We start from the raw sequence: 18,305 nt of genomic DNA on the forward strand, positions 1-18,305 counted from the left end.
CGCGATGGCGTCAGATCAGTTGGAATTGATGTGACAGGGACACCGCCATCGCGAGCAGGCTCGCTCCCACAGGGATCTCGGTCGAGAGGAAGCATTGTGAATCGATCTTACCTGCGCTGGCTCCCGCGAGCCGCCTCGTTACTGCTCTGCCTGCTGTTCTGGCAACTCGCCGCCAATGGCCACTGGGATCTTGGCCTGGTGACCTTCGCCAACGTCCCGACGCCACTGGCCGTGATCCAGGCCGCGCTTGGGCTGGGGGAATCGGGCAATCTCGCCCGGCACCTGGGTAGCAGCCTGGGCCGGGTCTTTGCCGGTTATGGCGCGGCGGTGTTGATTGGTGTGGCCGTGGGGCTCGCCATCGGTCGTTCGAAATGGGCGGAAGACCTGCTGTTACCGCCGCTGGAAGTCCTGCGCCCGATCCCGGCCGTGGCCTGGATTCCCCTGGCAATCCTGATGTTTCCCTCGTCGGAACTGTCGATGGTGTTCATCACCTTCACCGGCGCGTTGTTTCCGATCCTGCTCAACACCGTGCATGGCGTCGAAGGCGTGGACCGGCGGCTGATCGCGTCGGCCAAAAGCCTGGGGGCCGGGCGCCGGGCGATCCTGCAGGAGGTGATCCTGCCGGGTGCGGCACCGAGCATCATCACCGGCCTGGCCATCGGCATGGGCACGTCCTGGTTCTGCCTGGTGACGGCGGAAATGATCGCCGGCCAGTACGGCATCGGCTACTACACCTGGGCTTCCTACACCGTGCAGAACTACGCCGACATCGTGGTCGGCATGCTGCTCATCGGTGTGCTGGGCATGGGCAGCAGTGTGTTGATCAAGCGCCTGGGCGGGTTGTTCACGCCTTGGCATCGACCCCGAGGAAAAGCCTGATGAGTGTCATGCAAACGCCCGAAGGGCGGATCGATATCCGCCAGTTGTCCATTGTCCTTGGCACGGGAGCCCAGGCGTTCGAAGCCGTCCAGGGTCTCGATTGCCAGCTCGAAGCGGGCCAGTTCGTCTGTGTCCTGGGACCGTCCGGCTGCGGAAAATCCACCTTGCTCGGCGCCTTGGCCGGGCATCTGCAACCGCGTGCCGGTACCCTGAATGTCGACGGTGTGCCGGTGTCCGGTCCGTCGCCCCAGCGGGGCATGGTGTTCCAGCAACACACGTTGTTTCCCTGGCGCAGTGTGCGCGACAACGTCGCTTTCGGCCTGAAGATGCGCGGTCTCGGCAAGGCCGAGCGATACCGCGCCGCCGATGAAATCCTGGCGCTGGTGGGGCTGGAAGGCTTTGCCGGGCATTGGCCGGATCAGCTCTCCGGGGGGATGCAGCAACGGGTGGAAATCGCCCGGGTGCTGGTCAATCGCCCGCGGCTGCTGCTGATGGACGAACCCTTCGGCGCGTTGGATGCCCTGACCCGGTTGCGCATGCAGGAACTGCTCTTGGATATCTGGACGCGCATCCGCACCACCGTGGTGTTCGTCACCCATGACATCGATGAGGCGTTGTTCCTGGCCGACCGCTTGCTGGTGATGAGTCCGCGCCCCGGCCGGATCATCGAGGACCTGCGGCTGGATTTTGCCCGGCCTCGCACGACGGAGCTGGTGACCCATCCCGAGTTCACCCGTTTGAAACGCCACTGCCTCGAGTTGCTGCGCCATGAAGAGGGCCGGCAATTGCCGCGTCTCAATCCCCTCGGGCTTCCTGAAACCTCCTTGCCGCGATTTGCCTTATGACCTCTTTATTCGAAAGCACCGACAACGACGATATTCTCCTCCTGCAACCGCGGCTGATTGACGACGATCCCGGTGTGCGCCGTATTGCCTTGATTGAACTGGCTGATCTTGAGGAGCCCGAAGGCCTGTCGTGGCTGGTGGATCGCCTGGGTCGGGATTCCAGTGCCGAGGTGCGGGCCGAAGCTGCGCGCCTGCTTGAGGCCTGGGAAGATGCGGCGGTGGTCGAGGCCTTGTGCCGGGCCCTGACCGATCCGTCTCCAACCGTACAGAGCGCTGCCGCACAGAGCCTGAGCCTGCTCAAGAGCGAGGCGGCGGGGAGGGTGATCCTGCCCTGGGTCGCCCATGGGGATGTCAGCGTGCGGGTCGCCGCGTTCAGGGCCTTGCGCGAGTTGCGCCTGGTGGACGCAGCACCGGTTGCGATCGCGGCCCTGGCCGATAGCGATGCCGGCGTGCGCCGCGAGGCCGTCGGGGTGCTCGGTTGGCTCAAGCGCCTCGACGCCTTGCCGGCCCTGGCAAGGCTTGCCAGTGACGATCCGGACAGCGAAGTGCGCCGGGCGGCCACCGGCGCCCTTGGCCTGGCTTCGGACCCACAGGTCTTGCCGGCGCTGTGCCGGGCGTTGCGCGACCCGTTCTGGTCGGTGCGCGAAGAGGCGGCCACCACTTTGGGCAAGGTCGGCCACGGCGAGGCCGGCCCGGCCCTGATCGATGCGCTGGCTGACGATTATTGGCAAGTGCGCCTGCGGGCCACCCGCAGCCTTGGCCGCTTGCGCTACGCCCCAGCGTTGCAGTCCTTGATCGATACCCTGGGGCATCCCATCAGCAACCTGCGCAAGGAGGCGGCCCTGGCGTTGGGGGAGTTGCATGATCCAGGCGCCATTGCGGCCTTGCAGGCTGCCCAGGACGATGGCGACCCCGAAGTGCGCAAAGCCGTGCGCATTGCCCTGGAGCAGTTGCGATGAATCCGCTGGCGATTGGCAATTCCCAAGGCACGGGACAATTGCGCTTGAATTGGCCCGATGGTCGCGAACAGCGACTGGACCACGCCGAACTGCGCCGCCAGTGCCCATGCTCCCAGTGCCGGGCGTTTCGCCTGCAAGGGCTGGCGGTCCTGGTGGATTCGCGGATTCGGGTGGTTGAAGTCAATGCCCAGGGGTATGGGGTCCAACTGGTCTTCAGTGATGGGCATGAGCGCGGGATTTATCCGTGGGCTTACCTGGCTGGACTGAACACTGAGCTCCCACAGGGTATCTGGATGGATGCAGTTTCATTGAACACCTTCGGAAACTGTGGGAGCGAGCCTGCTCGCGATAGCGACGACACTGCCGGAATGTGAACTGACTGGCGGCGCTTGTCAGAAAAAACCGACAGGAGTACAAATGTACTCCATGACGACTCTCACACCCCGCCGCGCCGCCATCCTGACCTTCATCCGCGAACGCATCGCCGAGCAGGGTCAGCCTCCAAGCCTCGCTGAAATCAGCGAGGCGTTCGGTTTCGCCTCCCGCAGCGTGGCGCGCAAGCATGTGCTGGCGTTGACCGAAGCCGGTTTTATCGAAGTCAATCCGCACCAGGCCCGGGGCATCCGCTTGCTGAACCAGCCGCCGCGTCCCGAGCTGCTCGACGTGCCGGTGCTGGGGCGAGTAGCCGCCGGCCGGCCGATCGGCGCCGATGCCGAGGTCCACGACCGCCTGATGCTGGACCCGGCGATTTTCACCAGGGCGCCGGACTATCTGCTGCGGGTCCAGGGTGACTCGATGATCGGCGACGGCATCCTCGACGGCGACCTGGTGGGTGTCCAGCGCACGCCCCAGGCCTCGAACGGACAAATCGTGGTGGCGCGGCTCGACGGTGAAGTCACCATCAAGCGCTTCGAGCGCGTCGGCGAGCGGGTGCGCTTGTTGCCTCGCAATCCGGCCTATCAGCCGATCATCGTCGAGGCCGACCAGGACCTGGCGATAGAAGGGGTGTTCTGTGGCCTGTTGAGGCAAGGCTGATGGGCGCGGTCGTTGCGCTGGATACGCTATTCAATGGCGGCCAGGTCTGGAAAGGCCGGCCTGCGCCTCCGGCCGCCAGCCCGCAACCCACCGGCCATGCCGCACTGGACGCGGCATTGCCCAGTGGTGGCTGGCCGGAAGCGGCGCTGACAGAGATTCTCCTCGCCGCGCCGGGCCTGGGTGAATTGCAACTGGTGTGGCCGACCCTGGCGCGATTGTCTGCGCAAGGCGAACGGATCGTGCTGGTGGCACCGCCGTTCGTGCCCTATCCCCAGGCCTGGCAGGGCGCCGGGGTGGACCTGAGCCAATTGTCGGTGATCCGGGCCGATGAGCGCGATGCCCTGTGGGCCACCGAACAATGCTTGCGTTCGGGCAGTTGCGGGGCGGTCCTGTGCTGGCCTCGCCAGGTGGACGATCGTGCCTTGCGCCGCCTGCAAGTGGCCGCGGAAACCGGCCAGACCCTGGCGTTCGCCTGGCGGCCGATCCAGGAAGCCATCAATCCGTCGCCAGCGGCCCTGCGCATCGCCATCGATGCCGGGCCCGGACAACTGCGCGTGCTTAAATGCCGTGGTGGGTTGGTCCGTTCGGCACCGATTGCTTTTGCCCACGCCACGCCAACAGGGCATTGAGGTTGCGATGCGCTGGGTCTGCATTCTCTTTCCGCAATTGGCGCTGGACGCCGCGCTACGTCAGCGCCCCGATCCCGAGGAGCCCCTGGCGCTGTTGACCGGCCCGGCCCAGCGTCGCGTGTTGCAAGCGGTCAACGATCCCGCCCGGGCCCTGGGCCTGCGTCCCGGCCAGACCATGACCGCCGCCCAGGCCCTGAGCAAAGGCTTTGCCACTGCCGAATATGACGCCGCGCAGATCGAGCACTGGCAACAGTTCCTGGCGGCCTGGGCCTATCGGTTCAGCTCCCAGGTCAGCGTGCATTACCCGCGCACGGTGCTGTTCGAGATCGAGTCGAGCCTGGGCCTGTTCGGGCCCTGGCCGGTTTTCGAGGCGCGGCTGCGGGCCGAACTGACGGAATTGGGCTTTCGTCATCGCATCGTCGCGGCCCCGAACCCGGTGGCGGCGCGGGTGCTCGCCAATGCCCATGACGCCCTGGTGGTACCGGATGCCGAGTGCCTGCAACAACGCCTGGGACAGATGCCGGTGGATCGGATCGGCCTGCCCGCCGACGTCGCCACGGCGTTGTCGCGCATGGGGTTGCGCTGCCTGGAGCAGGTCCAGGCCTTGCCCCGGCACACGCTGGCACGGCGCTTCGAAGCCCAGGTCCTCAAGCACCTCGACGCATTGATCGGCAGTCGCACCCTGGCGCTGTCGTTCTACCTGCCGCCGGACCGTTTCGATGTGCGCATCGAACTCAACTACGACGTCCAGTCCCATCAGGCGCTGCTGTTCCCGTTACGCCGGTTGACCGGTGACCTGTCGGCCTTCCTGTGCGGCCGCGACAGTGGCGTGCAGCGTTTTGACCTGCACCTGGAACATGCCGGGTTGCCGGACACGATTATCAAGGTCGGCCTGCTCGGTGCCGAACGGGACCCCTCGATGCTTTTCGAACTGGCCCGTGGCCGTCTGGAGCAGGTGCAGGTCGAGGCGCCGGTGCGCGGCTTTCGCTTGTGTGCCGAAGACTTGCCGAGTTTCGTGCCTCAGCGCCTGGAGCTGTTCGATGAGCGTCCCCAGCAGTCCTTGCCCTGGGAGCAACTGCGGGAACGGTTGCGCGCACGATTGGGGGACGACGCGGTGCAGGGCCTGGGGTTTCGCGACGACCATCGGCCTGAGTGCGCCTGGCAGATGACACCTCAGCCCCGGCCCCAGGCCTGTGTGGTGCGCAGCGCTGTGCAGCGTCCCGGCTGGCTGCTGGACGAGCCCCAGGCGTTGCCGGAAGGCCAGGCGCGCGTCCTCATGGGCCCGGAGCGCATCGAGACCGGCTGGTGGGACGGCGCCGACGTGCGCCGCGATTACTACCTGGTCGAAACCCGTGCGGGACAACGGGGCTGGGCCTATCGACCGGTGGGCGAGGGCGGGCCGTTGTGGTTGCAGGGCTGGTTCGCATGAACGTCGACTATGCCGAGCTGCATTGCCTGTCGAATTTCAGCTTCCAGCGCGGTGCCTCCAGTGCACTGGAACTGTGTCGCCGGGCCAGCCAGCAAGGTTACCGGGCCCTGGCGATCACCGACGAATGCACATTGGCCGGCATCGTGCGTGCCTGGCAAGCGGCCAAGGAACTGAACCTGCCGTTGATCGTCGGCAGCGAGATCCAGATCGAGAACGGTCCGAAACTGGTGCTGCTGGTGGAAAACCTCGAGGGCTATCAAGCCTTGTGCCGGTTGATCACCCGCGCCCGCCGTCGCAGCGAGAAGGGCCGTTATCGCATCGTGCGGGAAGACTTCGACGAGCCCTGGCCGGGGTTGTTGGCACTGTGGGTGCCCGATGGCAACGACGTCGAAGCGCAGGGCCGCTGGCTTCAGTCGGTCTTTGCCGGACGCCTGTGGCTGTCGGTGCAGTTGCATTGCGGACAGGACGACCGGCGTCGCCTGGCCGACTTGTTGGCGCTGGCGGAACGCCTGGCGCTGCCTGCCGTCGCCACGGGCGATGTGCACATGCACGTGCGCGGTCGTCGTGCCTTGCAGGACACCATGACCGCCATCCGGCATCACGTCACGGTGGCCGAGGCCGGCCAGCGCTTGCACCCCAACGGCGAGCGCCATCTGCGCAGCCGTAAGGATCTGGCCGATCTCTATCCGCGCAGGTTGCTCGATGAAACCCTGGCAATCGCCCGGCGTTGCACCTTCGACCTGGAACAGTTGCGCTATGAATACCCCGGGAGTTGGTGCCCGAGGGGCATGATCCGACGTCTTGGTTGCGGGAACTGACCGAACGGGGCCTGCGCGAGCGCTGGAAGAAAGGCGTGGAGGATCGGATTCGCCAGCAGATCGACATCGAGTTGGAACTGATCGCCGAGCTGGGCTACGACAGCTACTTCCTCACGGTGCAGGACATCGTCAGCTTTGCCCGCCAGCGCAACATTCTTTGCCAGGGTCGTGGTTCGGCGGCCAACTCGGCGGTCTGTTATGCCCTGGGCATCACCGAAATCGACCCGAGCCGAACCAACCTGTTGTTCGAGCGGTTCCTGTCCCGGGAGCGCAACGAGCCGCCGGACATCGACGTGGATTTTGAACATGAGCGCCGCGAAGAGGTGTTGCAGTACGTCTTCCAGCGCTACGGTCGCCATCGCGCGGCGCTGACGGCGGTGGTCAGCAGTTACCACGGCGCCGGGGCGGTGCGGGACGTTGCCAAGGCCCTGGGCCTGCCGCCGGATCAGGTCAATGCGTTGGCCGACTGTTGCGGTCGCTGGAGCGACGAGGCGCCACCCGTGGAGCGTCTGCGCGAGGGCGGTTTCGACCCGGACACCCCGATCTTGCGCCGGGTGCTGAGCCTGACCCAGCAATTGATCGGCTTTCCCCGGCACCTGTCCCAGCACCCCGGCGGCTTCGTGATTTCCGAACAGCCCCTGGACACCCTGGTGCCGGTGGAAAACGCCGCCATGGCCGAGCGCACCATCATCCAGTGGGACAAGGATGACCTGGATGCGGTCGGGCTGCTGAAGGTGGATATCCTCGCCCTGGGCATGCTCAGCGCGATCCGCCGGTGTTTTGATCTGATCGAGCGCTATCGAGGAGAGCGATACACCTTGGCGGGTTTGCCCAGGGATGATGTCGCCACTTTCGAGATGATCAGCCGGGCGGACACCATCGGTGTGTTCCAGATCGAATCACGGGCGCAGATGGCGATGTTGCCCCGGCTCAGGCCCAAGGATTTCTACGACCTGGTGATCGAAGTGGCGATCGTGCGCCCGGGGCCGATCCAGGGCGGCATGGTGCATCCGTACCTGAAGCGGCGGAATGGAGAGGAGAAGGTCACCTATCCTTCGGAAAAATTGAAGACAGTGCTCGGGCGTACCCTGGGCATTCCGTTGTTCCAGGAACAGGTCATGCAGATCGCCATCGTGGCGGCCGACTATACCCCCGGCGAAGCGGACCAATTGCGCCGTTCCATGGCCGCCTGGAAACGTCACGGCGGGCTTGAACCGCACCGTGTGCGCCTGGCAGAGGGGATGGCGCGCAATGGCTACACCCCCGAGTTCGCCGCGCAGATCTTCGAGCAGATCAAGGGCTTCGGCAACTATGGTTTCCCGGAGTCCCACGCCGCCAGCTTCGCCTTGCTGACTTACGCCAGCAGTTGGCTCAAGTGCCACGAGCCGGCAGCGTTCGCCTGCGCCCTGATCAACAGCTGGCCCATGGGGTTCTACAGCCCGGACCAGATCCTGCAGGATGCTCGCCGGCATCAATTGCAGATCCGTCCGGTAGACGTGCGCGCCAGCGATTGGGATTGCAGTCTCGAACCCCAGGAAGGTCGGCAACCGGCGATTCGCATGGGCTTGCGCCTGATCAAGGGCTTTCGTGAAGACGACGCCCGGCGTATCGAAGCGGCCCGCCGACAGCGAGCATTCACTGACGTGGCCGACCTGGGCGAGCGCGCGCAACTCGATGCCCGGGCCCAGGCGCAATTGGCCGACGCCGGGGCCTTGCGTGGCTTGGCCGGTGATCGCCATCGCGCGCGTTGGGAAGTGGCCGGTGTGGAAAAACAGTTGGGTCTGTTTGCCGGTCTGCCCAGCCAGGAAGAGCCGTCGGTAAATCTGCCCAAGCCCTCGTTGGGAGAGGATTTGTTCGCCGATTACGCCACCCTCGGCACAACACTGGGCCCTCATCCGCTGGCCTTGCTGCGCCCTGAACTGCGTGCCCGACGCTGTCGCAGCTCCCGGGAGTTGCAGGAGGTGGAACATGGCCGCAACGTCAGCGTCGCCGGCCTGGTGACCGGTCGCCAGCGCCCCGGCACGGCCAGTGGGGTGACCTTCGTTACCCTTGAAGATGAGTTCGGCAACCTCAACGTGGTGGTCTGGCGCGACCTGGCGGAGCGCCAACGCAAGGTCCTGGTGGGTTCGCAATTGCTTCGGGTCGACGGGCGCTGGGAAAGCGTCGGCGAAGTCCGTCATCTGATCGCCGGGCGCTTGAGCGACCTGACCGGGTTGCTGGCGGGCATCAACGTGCGCAGCCGCGATTTTCGCTGAGCCTGTTGTCATCTGGTCACGGGTGCCTTTGGCTTGGCCGCCATGAAACCAAATGCCAACCTCGCGCTCGAAGGTCTGAGCACAAGGGGCTCGCGATATGCCGATTCCCCGTAGCCATTCGAGGTTCAGAGTCGCCCATGGAGTTCTTATCCCAGCCTCACGGATGTCCCGGATGGGACGGTGAAATGGCCCGGCGCATCCGGGCGTACGATTGGCGCCAGACCGAACTGGGCCCTATCGAACACTGGTCCGCCAGCCTGCGCAGTGCCGTCCAGGTGTTGCTCGCTTCGCCCTTGCCGATGGTCATGTTGTGGGGCCGCCAGGGCTTCATGATCTACAACGATGCCTACGCCGAGGTCGCCGGCGGGCGTCACCCTTATCTGTTGGGATGCGCGGTAGAGCTGGGTTGGCCGGAAGTGGCCGAATTCAATCGTCACGTACTGGACGTGTGCCTGGCCGGAGGCACGTTGTCCTATCGCAACAAGGAGCTGGTCCTGTTGCGTGATGGTAAGCCTGAAGATGTGTGGATGGACCTTTTCTACAGCCCCGTGCCCGACGATGACCAGACACCGGCCGGCGTGCTGGCGATTGTCGTGGAAACCACCGAACTGGTCCTGTCCGAGCGGGCTCGCCAGGCAGCGGAACGCAGCTATCGCGCCGTCAATGAGCGCATCCAGCTGGCCCTTTCGGCCGGGCCACTGCTGGGCTCGTTTGTCTGGGATATCCAGGCCGACACCTTGTCCGGCGACGAGCGTTTCGCCCGCACGTTCGACTACCCGCCAGACACGCCGCTGGAGGCGTTGCCCATCGAGATTGCCCGTCAGCGTGTTCATCCCGATGATCTTGATGAGGTCAAGCAACGCATTGAACTGACCTTGCGCACGGGGGCGTCCTTCAATGCCGAATACCGGGTGCGTCGCCCCGAGGACGATGACCTGTGGGTCCAGGCCAGCGGTCAATGCGAGTTCGATGCGTTGGGCAAACCCCTGCGTTTCCCCGGTGTGCTGATTGACATCAACGAACGCAAGACCGCCGAAGCGTCGTTGCTCAGGTTCACCCGTGACCTGGAGCAGCGGGTCGCCGATGAGGTCCAGGCGCGGCTGGCGGCCGAAGAGCTGTTGCGCCAGTCGCAGAAGCTCGAAGCCATTGGCGGCCTCACCGGCGGCATCGCCCATGACTTCAATAACCTGCTGCAAGTGATCGCTGGCAACCTGCATTTGCTGGCACGACACGAGCCGGACAATGCCAATGTGCAGCGCAGGATCAGCGCTTCCATCGAGGCGGTGGAGCGGGGCGCCAAGCTGTCATCGCAACTGCTGGCCTTTGCCCGTCGCCAGCCGCTGTCACCGGCGGTCTACAACCCCCGGCGCATCTATGACGACCTGGAGGAATTACTGCAACGGGCCTTGGGCGAGACCATCCGGATCGAAGTGACCCTGCCCGACGAGCCCTGGTGTATCCATGTGGATCGCAACCAGCTGGAAAATGCCCTGCTGAACCTGGCGATCAATGCCCGCGATGCCATGGGCGGCGAAGGCACCATCCGGATAGCGGGCGAGAACATCATGCTCGACGAAGCGTCCTGTGCCGGCAAAGGCATTCCGGCGGGTGACTATGTGCGGTTGTCGGTGATCGACAGTGGCGCAGGCATGTCGCCGGAGATTCTCAATCAGGTCTTCGAGCCGTTTTTCACCACCAAGACCGATGGCCAGGGCACCGGGTTGGGCCTGAGCATGGTGTTCGGGTTCGTCAAGCAGAGCGGCGGGCATATCGAGATCGCCAGCGACCTGGGCAAGGGCACGCGGGCGCAGATGTACTTTCCTCGCAGCTACCAGCCTGAAGCCGGCGAACAGACCCACGACTACACGCCCCAGCCCGGCAGGCATGAGACGATCCTGGTGGTGGAGGACAACGATGCGGTGCGCAGTGCATCGGTGGAGTTGCTCGAACAGTCCGGCTATCGAACCCTCACCGCCGCCAATGCCGATGCGGCCATGAAGCTGTTGCTTGAAGGCGCCAAGATAGACCTGATTTTCACCGACGTGGTCATGCCCGGCCTGATCAAGAGTTCCGATCTGGCGGCCTGGGCCAAGGTGCAGACGCCGCCGGTGCCAGTACTGTTCACGTCAGGCAACACAAAGGACATCATTTCCCGCAACCATCAACTGAGCCCTGATACCCATCTGCTGAGCAAACCCTATGGGCCGGATGCGTTGACCCGTATGGTCCGGTCGGTGCTCGGCGGCTGAGCGCACTGCCGCAAACAAATGGAACCGAAGCCGTTGCGGTCCCTTCGAATGATCAAGGCCGGTCATCAACCCGGCCTCTGTCATGAAGAGGTGCCCATGAACGACGATCGTGCAAACACGGCGCAACAAGGTCAGACGCAGACCCCGTCACCACGCAACGACCCGGCCATCGATCCCCAACTGCCCGACGCCAAACCGGTCAGCCCGGCTGGCGCGGACCAGGCCCAGAGCGCTGCCGAGGAGGTCGATCAGAAAAAACATCACCAGGAAAACGACAATACCTTCAGCCCGGGCTTCAAGCCCGATCCTGACCGGCCGAAGTCCGGCGATGACACAGACGCCGATATCGACACCGACGGCGGTTGATCGACCTGCGCAAAAAAGGCTCGTTCTCCTGGGAGGACGAGCCTTTTTCTGACCTTCAATACTGCCGGGAAACACTACTTGCTGGGGTGTGCGGCCTGGAGTTTCTTGGCCAGTTCCAGGTGGTGTTGCAGATCCGGCAGCATCTTCTGGGCGAACGCCTTGAGCTCGGTGTTGCCAGGCTTCTTGTCGTCCGTGACGGTCTCGGCTTCTTTCTTGAACAGGGTGATGGTTTCTTCGTGGGCCTTGACCTGATTGTTGGCATAGGCGGCATCGAAGGATTCATCGCGCATGTCAAGAATCTTGGCCTTCGCCTTTTTCACCAGAGTGGTTTCGTCCGGCACTTCGATGTCGTGCTTTTTCGCCAGGGTCATCAACTCCTGGTTGGCCTTGGTGTGGTCGGCGATCATCTTGTTGGCGAACTCCTTGACGTCCGCCGATGCGCTCTTTTCCAGCGCCAGTTTGCTGGTTTCGATTTCCGCAATGCCACCGGCCGCCGCGTTGTCGACAAAGTCGTTGGAACTCGCGGCCCATGCCATGCCCATGCTGGTACTCAGGGCAACTGCCAGGCCGAGTTGACGCAGGGTAAATCCGTCCATAGGTATTCTCCGAACAGGTTGTACAAGTGATCTTGAGTGTCACTGTTCAATGGAGAGTGGCGTGTGAGCAAAGGTTTGATCGCAAAGCGATACGGTACGACGAACGGTCACCGCTGGTCGGATTGGCGGTCGACAGAACCCCTTCGGCAAGGCCATCCTGATGCTTGAGGCGCCCTCAAAGGCGCCTGCCACTGATCCACCAAAAGGAGGTGTTCCATGCCGGTGTCCCATGATCTGTGCCAGGATCTCAAGTGCAAAAAAGACCTCATCCAGCAAAAGCGCAGCGAGAATCCAAGACTCGACTCGCTGCTTCACAAATACTCCCAACTTGATGCCGAGGTGGTAGACGCCGAGAAGCCGACGTCCGCCGCACTGCCTGACGTCGCCTTGGAGACGCTCAAGAAGAAACGATTGCAGGTCAAGGACGAGATCATGGAGCATTTGCAGAAGTAACCCGATGATGCGGGGGGGCTTTTTCCTGCGAGGGGATTTAGCGAAACGTCGCACCGCCGTCAGGTCGCGAAGCGGCCCCCCTGCTTTCCAGCAGCGCGCATCAACTCAGCGGATCCCAGCGTTGGGACCAGTCACTGCCGCTCCTGACGAGCGTCCGCAACACCTCGAACGCCTGTTGCAAGGCCGCCGAATCCCGGTCCCGGGAATAGACCAGGTAAGTCGGGTAGTTGAACTCCGGCGCCTTGGGCACCCGCTCCAGGATGCCGCTATCCAGATAGCTCTGCACGACGCGCGTGCGAAAGTAGCCGCTGCCGCCGTTTTCCAGGATGTATTGCAAGGCCAGGGGGCCGAGGTTGAAGGTGACGGCAGCCTTGGCCTTGTCCGGCAGGGCGGTGTCGTGCTGGCGACGGAAATCGACGCCCCAGTCGATGTACACGTAGGGCTCCGGGCAATTGGCCAGGCGCACCAGGATCAGTTTCTCTTCCAGCAACTGTTCAACCTGCAGTCGCGGCCAGTACTCGGGTTGGTACACCACCGCGGCATCCAGCAGACCCAGCTCGAGCTGTTGCAACAGTTTCTCGCCGTCGCGGATGTCCATGCGCAAGGCATGGCCGGGAATCGTCCGACGCAGTTCACGGGCCCAAGTGAGCATCAGGGGATTGCACAGGCTGACCTCGCCACCGATGTGCAGCACATTGCGATAGCCCTCGGGCAGCGGCAGGTCCCGGCGGGCCGCTTCCCAGGTCTGCACGAGCTGATTGGCGTAGACGACGAAGGCTTCGCCGTCGGTGGTCAGCCGTGCGCCGGCACGGTTGCGCACGAACAGCGCACAGCCGAGCTGGCTCTCCAGTTTCTGTACCCGAGCGGTAATCGCCGTCTGAGTGACATGCAGCTTGTCGGCCGCCGCGGCGAGACTGCCGTGGCGGACAATTTCCAGGAAGGTGCGGGCGAGGTCGATGTCCATGGGCTGGCCGATACGGGAGGTGGGTATGAAGGGATTGCCAAGCCTGCCCGAAAAATACGAATCCCGCCACGTGGGCGGGATTCGTTACAGCCGAGGGCACCCAGTGCAGGCGTGCAGGCTCAGGCCGGGAACAGCTCGGAGAGCTTCATCGACAGCATCATATCGCCTTCGACACGCAATTTGCCGCCCATGAATGCCTGCATGCCGTCGGTTTCACCGCTGACGATGCCCTTCAGGGTTTCGCTGTCCATCACCAGTGTGCAGTTGGCGTCGGCATTTTCGCCTTCCTGCAATTTACAGGTACCGTCCTTGACGATCAGGGCGTACTGCTTGTCTTCGTCGGTGATGTTGAAACCGAATACCAGGTCCAGGCCGGCAGCGGCGGCTGGGTTGAATTTTTCTTTCATCTTTTGTACGGCGTCGACTACGGAGGTCATGGTTTCGATCCTTATCGGGTTGATACAGCAAGGGTCTACGGTAATTCGGCCTCAACGATAGGTGATGAGGTCCGGGGTCTTCAGCAGTTGCAGGTGAGCATGACTGTTGAAGGAAGCCAGGGCCACGTCGCGCCCCCTGAATTTCAAGTGGTTGAGCGAGGTGTTGACGATTTGCCAGTTCAGTTCGAAGGCCTGACGGGCCGGTATCCGGGTGACCAGGTGGAGCAGGGCGGTAATCGTGCCGCCGGACGTGAACACGGCGATCTTGTGGCTGTTGTCGGCCTGTTCCAGGATGCGCCGCAGGCCGGCCTGGACCCGCTCGACGAAACCCTGCCAGCTCTCCAGCCCGGGCGGGTCGTACTGGCCGCTGAGCCAGCGCTCGACCACGAGGGCGAAAATGCGCTGGAATTCGGCGCGGTTCTGTGCGGCATTGCGCAAGATGTACAGGGCCTCGGGCTCCTGGGGCAGCATGTCCGGCAGCAAGGCGCGGATCACTGCGTCGGCATCGAATTCGTTGAACGCGGCGTCGGTTTCCACTTCGGGAACCGGCAGCCCGGCGGCGGACATCCGGCCCAAGGCGCCGGTGGCGGTATCCTGCTGACGACGCAGGTCGCCCGAGAGGCAGCGATCGAACACGACACCGAGCTCCGCCAGGTGGCTGCCCAGCACCTCTGCCTGGCGCAGGCCATTAGGTGAAAGGACATCGTAGTCGTCCGCACCAAAGGAGGCCTGGCCATGTCGAATCAGATAAATACTGCCCACGTCCGCGTCATCCCGGTACGTTGAAGGTTTGGCGAGGTTATGAGGATGACCGTGAGCTGTCAATGAAAAAACATACGCTTGTTTGAAATGTCCGTTACAGCCTTGCCCGGCCTGGCCCGGGCTTAAGGTAACCACAGGTTTCCCGGCTGGTAGCGACGCAGACGCATGGGTATGCTGGGAACGTTTAATGTCCGCCGTCGAGCGGCGAGTCGAGAATCTATTAGGAGTGATCGTGGAGTTCTTTATCGAATACGCCGGTTTTCTGGCCAAGACCGTGACGCTGGTCATCGCCATCCTGGTGGTGCTGGCCAGTTTTGCTGCCCTGCGCAGCAAGGGACGGCGCAAGTCGGCCGGCCAGTTGCAGGTGAGCAAACTCAACGATTTCTACAAGGGACTGCGCGAGCGCCTGGAACAGACGCTGCTGGACAAGGATCAGCTCAAGGCCCTGCGCAAGAGCGAAGGCAAGGCTGAAAAAACGCAGAAGAAACAGAAGGATAAACCGGCGGCCAAGCCCCGGGTGTTCGTGCTGGATTTCGACGGCGACATCAAGGCCTCGGCCACCGAGAGCCTGCGTCATGAAATCACCGCGCTGCTGACCCTGGCGACGCCCAAGGATGAAGTGGTGCTGCGCCTGGAAAGCGGTGGCGGCATGGTCCACAGCTATGGACTGGCCTCGTCGCAACTGGCGCGGATCCGCCAGGCCGGCGTACCGCTGACCGTGTGCATCGACAAAGTCGCGGCCAGTGGCGGGTACATGATGGCCTGCATCGGCGAGAAGATTATCAGCGCGCCTTTCGCCATCCTCGGCTCCATCGGCGTCGTGGCCCAGTTGCCGAACGTCAACCGCCTGCTGAAGAAGCACGACATCGACTTCGAAGTGCTGACCGCCGGCGAGTACAAGCGCACGCTGACGGTGTTCGGCGAAAACACCGAGAAAGGCCGGGAGAAATTCCAGCAAGAGCTGGACATCACCCACGACTTGTTCAAGAGCTTCGTGTCCAACTACCGCCCGCAACTGGCCATTGACGAAGTGGCGACCGGCGAGGTCTGGCTGGGTGTCGCCGCGCTCGGCAAGCACCTGGTGGACGAGTTGAAGACCAGCGACGAATACCTGGCCGAGCGCGCCAAGAACGCCGAGCTGTACCACCTGCACTATGCCGAACGCAAAAGCCTGCAGGAGCGCGTCGGCATCGCGGCCAGCGGTTCGGTGGACCGGGTGTTGTTGAGCTGGTGGAGCCGATTGACCCAGCAGCGGTTCTGGTAACTCTGCTACCTCAATCCCTGTGGGAGCGAGCCTGCTCGCGATAGCAGTCGGTCAGTCACTGCCGCATCGACTGAATCACCGCCATCGCGAGCAGGCTCGCTCCCACAGAGGGCTTTGGTGGTTGCCGAAAATGAAAAAAGCCCTGAGCCGGATATCCGGATCAGGGCTCTTTCATTACAGCGGGCTTAGCGGCGACGGAACAGCGGCAGCGGTTCGTCGGTGGCGGCCTGGTAGGTCACCGAGAAGTCCTTGAGGCTTTCGAGGGCTTCGTAGGGGTCCTTGTCGGCACGCAGGGCGAACGCATCGAAACCGCAGCGGCGCATGTAGAACAGCTGGTCGCGCAGTACATCGCCAATGGCCCGCAGTTCACCCTTGAAGCCGTAGCGATCACGCAACAGGCGGGCGTTGGAGTAGCTGCGGCCGTCGGTGAAGGCCGGGAAGTTCAGGGCGATGACCTGGAGCTGATTGGCGTCATCGCCGATCTCTTCCGCTTCCTCGTCGGCGTCCAGCCACACACCCAGGCCGCCATCGCGGGCCTTGAGGGCGCGGGAATGGTCACGCCACAGGGCCAGGGGCACGATCAGGTCGTCGCAGTTGGAAATGCCATCGAGGGTCGCGTCCTTGGGCAGCAGGTGCCAGGTTTCGTCGATGACCTCGTTGTTCTTAATGATTCGCTGCATAGACGCGTTCCTTGAAGAGGTCGATGCCGATACGTTGGTAAGTGTCGATGAAACGCTCGTCTTCGGTACGTTGTTCGATGTACACGTCGATCAGCTTCTCGATCACGTCTGGCATGTCGTCCTGGGCAAACGAAGGCCCGAGGATCTTGCCCAGGCTGGCGTCGCGAGTGCCGCTGCCACCCAGGGAGACCTGGTAGAACTCTTCGCCTTTCTTGTCCACGCCCAGGATGCCGATGTGGCCGACATGGTGGTGACCGCAGGCGTTCATGCAGCCGGAAATGTTCAGGTCCAGTTCGCCGATGTCGAACAGGTAGTCCAGGTCGTCGAAACGACGCTGGATCGATTCGGCGATCGGAATCGACTTGGCGTTGGCCAGGGAGCAGAAGTCGCCACCCGGGCAGCAGATCATGTCGGTCAGCAGGCCGATGTTCGGCGTGGCGAAACCCTGTTCGCGCAATTCGCCCCACAGGGTGAACAACTGGCTCTGTTCGACGTCTGCCAGGATGATGTTCTGCTCGTGGGAAGTGCGCAACTGACCGAAGCTGTAGCGCTCGGCCAGGTCGGCCACGGCGTCCAGCTGCTTGTCGGTGATATCACCCGGCGCAACACCGGTCGGCTTCAGGGACAGCGTGACCGCGATGTAGCCAGGCTTCTTGTGGGCCAGGGTGTTGCGGCTGCGCCAGCGGGCGAAGCCCGGATATTCCTTGTCGAGCGCTACGAAGTCCTGGTTGTCCAGGGCCTTGTACTGCGGGTCGACGAAGTGCTTGGCCACGCGATGGACTTCGGCTTCGGTCAGGGTGGTCTGGCCGCCACGCAGGTGAACCATTTCGGCTTCGACCTTCTCGGCGAACACTTCAGGTGTCAGGGCCTTGACCAGGATCTTGATCCGCGCCTTGTACTTGTTGTCGCGACGGCCGTAGCGGTTGTACACCCGCAGGATGGCGTCGAGATAGCTCAGCAGGTCCTGCCAGGGCAGGAACTCATTGATGAATGCACCCACCACCGGCGTACGACCGAGGCCGCCGCCCACCAGCACGCGAAAGCCCAGTTCGCCAGCGGCGTTGTAGACCGCCTCCAGGCCGATGTCATGGACTTCGATGGCGGCGCGGTCCGAGGTCGAGCCGTTGATGGCGATCTTGAACTTGCGCGGCAGGTAGGCGAATTCCGGGTGGAAGGTGGTCCACTGACGGACGATCTCGCACCACGGACGCGGGTCGATCAATTCATCGGCCGCGACACCGGCGAACTGGTCGGTGGTGACGTTGCGCAGGCAGTTGCCGCTGGTCTGGATCGCGTGCATCTGCACGGTGGCCAGCTCGGCCAGGATCTCCGGCACGTCTTCCAGGGCCGGCCAGTTGTACTGGACGTTCTGTCGCGTACTGATGTGGGCGTAGCCCTTGTCGTAGTCGCGGGCAATCTGGGCCAGCTTGCGCACCTGGCGCGAGGTCAGTTGGCCATAAGGCACCGCCACCCGCAGCATCGGGGCGAAACGCTGGATGTACAGGCCGTTCTGCAGGCGCAGAGGGCGGAATTCTTCTTCGCTCAGCTCGCCTGCCAGATAGCGTCGGGTCTGATCACGGAACTGCTTGACGCGGTCCTCGATGATCCGCTGATCGTACTCGTCATATACGTACATATAAGTCTCGGTCTCAGGCTTGGGCCGATCAGAAACAGCTGCGTATTGG

General features: G+C 63.4%; 16 protein-coding genes and 2 pseudogenes. 12 read left to right on the top strand and 6 right to left on the bottom strand.

Annotated features, from left to right (window positions below):
• Positions 1 to 96 precede the first annotated feature (96 nt).
• From LOY35_RS10440 to LOY35_RS10485, 10 genes and pseudogenes are all read left to right on the top strand, one after another.
• Positions 97 to 879 (top strand): ABC transporter permease, encoded by a 783-nt coding sequence (locus tag LOY35_RS10440; RefSeq protein WP_258632264.1) that lies wholly within the window; start codon positions 97 to 99, stop codon positions 877 to 879.
• Positions 879 to 1,724: an ABC transporter ATP-binding protein gene (locus tag LOY35_RS10445; protein ID WP_258632266.1), complete on the top strand. Its 846-nt coding sequence runs from the start codon at positions 879 to 881 to the stop codon at positions 1,722 to 1,724. Before LOY35_RS10440 ends, LOY35_RS10445 begins: the two co-directional genes overlap by 1 nt.
• On the top strand, positions 1,721 to 2,683 hold the full coding sequence (locus tag LOY35_RS10450; protein WP_258632268.1) for a HEAT repeat domain-containing protein: 963 nt from the start codon (positions 1,721 to 1,723) through the stop codon (positions 2,681 to 2,683). The genes LOY35_RS10445 and LOY35_RS10450 overlap by 4 nt, the downstream gene beginning before the upstream one ends.
• A pseudogene (locus tag LOY35_RS10455) lies at positions 2,680 to 2,949 on the top strand (DUF971 domain-containing protein); the annotation flags it as partial. The gene LOY35_RS10450 and the pseudogene LOY35_RS10455, both read left to right, overlap by 4 nt.
• A 151-nt stretch (positions 2,950 to 3,100) precedes the next feature.
• Positions 3,101 to 3,718 carry a transcriptional repressor LexA gene (gene lexA, locus LOY35_RS10460; RefSeq protein ID WP_258632271.1) on the top strand — a complete coding sequence of 206 codons (618 nt, stop codon included), beginning with the start codon at positions 3,101 to 3,103 and terminating at the stop codon, positions 3,716 to 3,718.
• Positions 3,718 to 4,347, top strand: coding sequence for a translesion DNA synthesis-associated protein ImuA (gene imuA, locus LOY35_RS10465; RefSeq protein ID WP_258632273.1), 630 nt, complete (start codon positions 3,718 to 3,720; stop codon positions 4,345 to 4,347). The genes lexA and imuA overlap by 1 nt, the downstream gene beginning before the upstream one ends.
• A 7-nt stretch (positions 4,348 to 4,354) precedes the next feature.
• Entirely contained in the window at positions 4,355 to 5,776 is a 1,422-nt protein-coding gene (locus LOY35_RS10470; RefSeq protein ID WP_258632275.1) for a DNA polymerase Y family protein, read from the top strand.
• A pseudogene (locus tag LOY35_RS10475) lies at positions 5,773 to 8,849 on the top strand (error-prone DNA polymerase). The gene LOY35_RS10470 and the pseudogene LOY35_RS10475 overlap by 4 nt, the downstream one beginning before the upstream one ends.
• A 137-nt stretch (positions 8,850 to 8,986) precedes the next feature.
• Complete coding sequence (locus LOY35_RS10480; RefSeq protein WP_258632277.1) at positions 8,987 to 11,098, top strand: ATP-binding protein; 2,112 nt, start codon at positions 8,987 to 8,989, stop codon at positions 11,096 to 11,098.
• Between the two features lie 96 nt (positions 11,099 to 11,194).
• Positions 11,195 to 11,464, top strand: a complete 270-nt coding sequence (locus LOY35_RS10485) for a hypothetical protein (protein ID WP_258632279.1) — start codon at positions 11,195 to 11,197, stop codon at positions 11,462 to 11,464.
• A gap of 74 nt (positions 11,465 to 11,538) precedes the next feature.
• Here LOY35_RS10485 and LOY35_RS10490 read toward each other — a convergent pair whose 3' ends face one another.
• Positions 11,539 to 12,060, bottom strand: a complete 522-nt coding sequence (locus LOY35_RS10490) for a DUF4142 domain-containing protein (RefSeq protein ID WP_139641935.1) — start codon at positions 12,058 to 12,060, stop codon at positions 11,539 to 11,541.
• A 216-nt stretch (positions 12,061 to 12,276) separates the two neighbouring features.
• Here LOY35_RS10490 and LOY35_RS10495 point away from each other — a divergent pair, with 216 nt between their 5' ends.
• On the top strand, positions 12,277 to 12,513 hold the full coding sequence (locus LOY35_RS10495; protein ID WP_258632283.1) for a YdcH family protein: 237 nt from the start codon (positions 12,277 to 12,279) through the stop codon (positions 12,511 to 12,513).
• 100 nt (positions 12,514 to 12,613) lie between these two features.
• On the opposite strand, the gene LOY35_RS10500 is transcribed toward LOY35_RS10495, so the two are convergent.
• From LOY35_RS10500 to LOY35_RS10510, 3 genes are all read right to left on the bottom strand, one after another.
• The gene (locus tag LOY35_RS10500; protein ID WP_258632285.1) at positions 12,614 to 13,477 is read right to left on the bottom strand and encodes a LysR family transcriptional regulator; all 864 of its coding nucleotides are present in this window, start codon (positions 13,475 to 13,477) and stop codon (positions 12,614 to 12,616) included.
• Positions 13,478 to 13,596: 119 nt separating this feature from the next.
• Positions 13,597 to 13,914 (bottom strand): SCP2 sterol-binding domain-containing protein, encoded by a 318-nt coding sequence (locus tag LOY35_RS10505; RefSeq protein WP_258632286.1) that lies wholly within the window; start codon positions 13,912 to 13,914, stop codon positions 13,597 to 13,599.
• A gap of 51 nt (positions 13,915 to 13,965) precedes the next feature.
• Positions 13,966 to 14,676 (bottom strand): histidine phosphatase family protein, encoded by a 711-nt coding sequence (locus tag LOY35_RS10510; protein WP_258632287.1) that lies wholly within the window; start codon positions 14,674 to 14,676, stop codon positions 13,966 to 13,968.
• Between the two features lie 232 nt (positions 14,677 to 14,908).
• On the opposite strand from LOY35_RS10510, the gene sohB reads away from it, so the two are divergent.
• Positions 14,909 to 15,940 carry a protease SohB gene (gene sohB, locus LOY35_RS10515; protein WP_258633548.1) on the top strand — a complete coding sequence of 344 codons (1,032 nt, stop codon included), beginning with the start codon at positions 14,909 to 14,911 and terminating at the stop codon, positions 15,938 to 15,940.
• A 185-nt stretch (positions 15,941 to 16,125) separates the two neighbouring features.
• Here sohB and LOY35_RS10520 read toward each other — a convergent pair whose 3' ends face one another.
• Positions 16,126 to 16,620 (bottom strand): DUF934 domain-containing protein, encoded by a 495-nt coding sequence (locus tag LOY35_RS10520; RefSeq protein WP_139641944.1) that lies wholly within the window; start codon positions 16,618 to 16,620, stop codon positions 16,126 to 16,128.
• Positions 16,604 to 18,256: a nitrite/sulfite reductase gene (locus tag LOY35_RS10525; RefSeq protein ID WP_258632289.1), complete on the bottom strand. Its 1,653-nt coding sequence runs from the start codon at positions 18,254 to 18,256 to the stop codon at positions 16,604 to 16,606. Before LOY35_RS10525 ends, LOY35_RS10520 begins: the two co-directional genes overlap by 17 nt.
• Between the last annotated feature and the right edge of the window lie 49 nt (positions 18,257 to 18,305).

This window comes from Pseudomonas sp. B21-028, assembly GCF_024749045.1.
Classification (GTDB): Bacteria; Pseudomonadota; Gammaproteobacteria; order Pseudomonadales; family Pseudomonadaceae; genus Aquipseudomonas.

Coding starts and splice junctions, on each gene's coding strand:
- LOY35_RS10450 (WP_258632268.1), top strand. CDS start 1,721: ATGACCTCTTTATTCGAAAGCACCGACAACGACGATATTCTCCTCCTG.
- LOY35_RS10485 (WP_258632279.1), top strand. CDS start 11,195: ATGAACGACGATCGTGCAAACACGGCGCAACAAGGTCAGACGCAGACC.
- LOY35_RS10525 (WP_258632289.1), bottom strand. CDS start 18,256: ATGTACGTATATGACGAGTACGATCAGCGGATCATCGAGGACCGCGTC.
- LOY35_RS10470 (WP_258632275.1), top strand. CDS start 4,355: ATGCGCTGGGTCTGCATTCTCTTTCCGCAATTGGCGCTGGACGCCGCG.
- LOY35_RS10480 (WP_258632277.1), top strand. CDS start 8,987: ATGGAGTTCTTATCCCAGCCTCACGGATGTCCCGGATGGGACGGTGAA.
- imuA (WP_258632273.1), top strand. CDS start 3,718: ATGGGCGCGGTCGTTGCGCTGGATACGCTATTCAATGGCGGCCAGGTC.
- LOY35_RS10495 (WP_258632283.1), top strand. CDS start 12,277: ATGCCGGTGTCCCATGATCTGTGCCAGGATCTCAAGTGCAAAAAAGAC.
- LOY35_RS10445 (WP_258632266.1), top strand. CDS start 879: ATGAGTGTCATGCAAACGCCCGAAGGGCGGATCGATATCCGCCAGTTG.
- LOY35_RS10505 (WP_258632286.1), bottom strand. CDS start 13,914: ATGACCTCCGTAGTCGACGCCGTACAAAAGATGAAAGAAAAATTCAAC.
- lexA (WP_258632271.1), top strand. CDS start 3,101: ATGTACTCCATGACGACTCTCACACCCCGCCGCGCCGCCATCCTGACC.
- LOY35_RS10490 (WP_139641935.1), bottom strand. CDS start 12,060: ATGGACGGATTTACCCTGCGTCAACTCGGCCTGGCAGTTGCCCTGAGT.
- LOY35_RS10500 (WP_258632285.1), bottom strand. CDS start 13,477: ATGGACATCGACCTCGCCCGCACCTTCCTGGAAATTGTCCGCCACGGC.
- LOY35_RS10520 (WP_139641944.1), bottom strand. CDS start 16,620: ATGCAGCGAATCATTAAGAACAACGAGGTCATCGACGAAACCTGGCAC.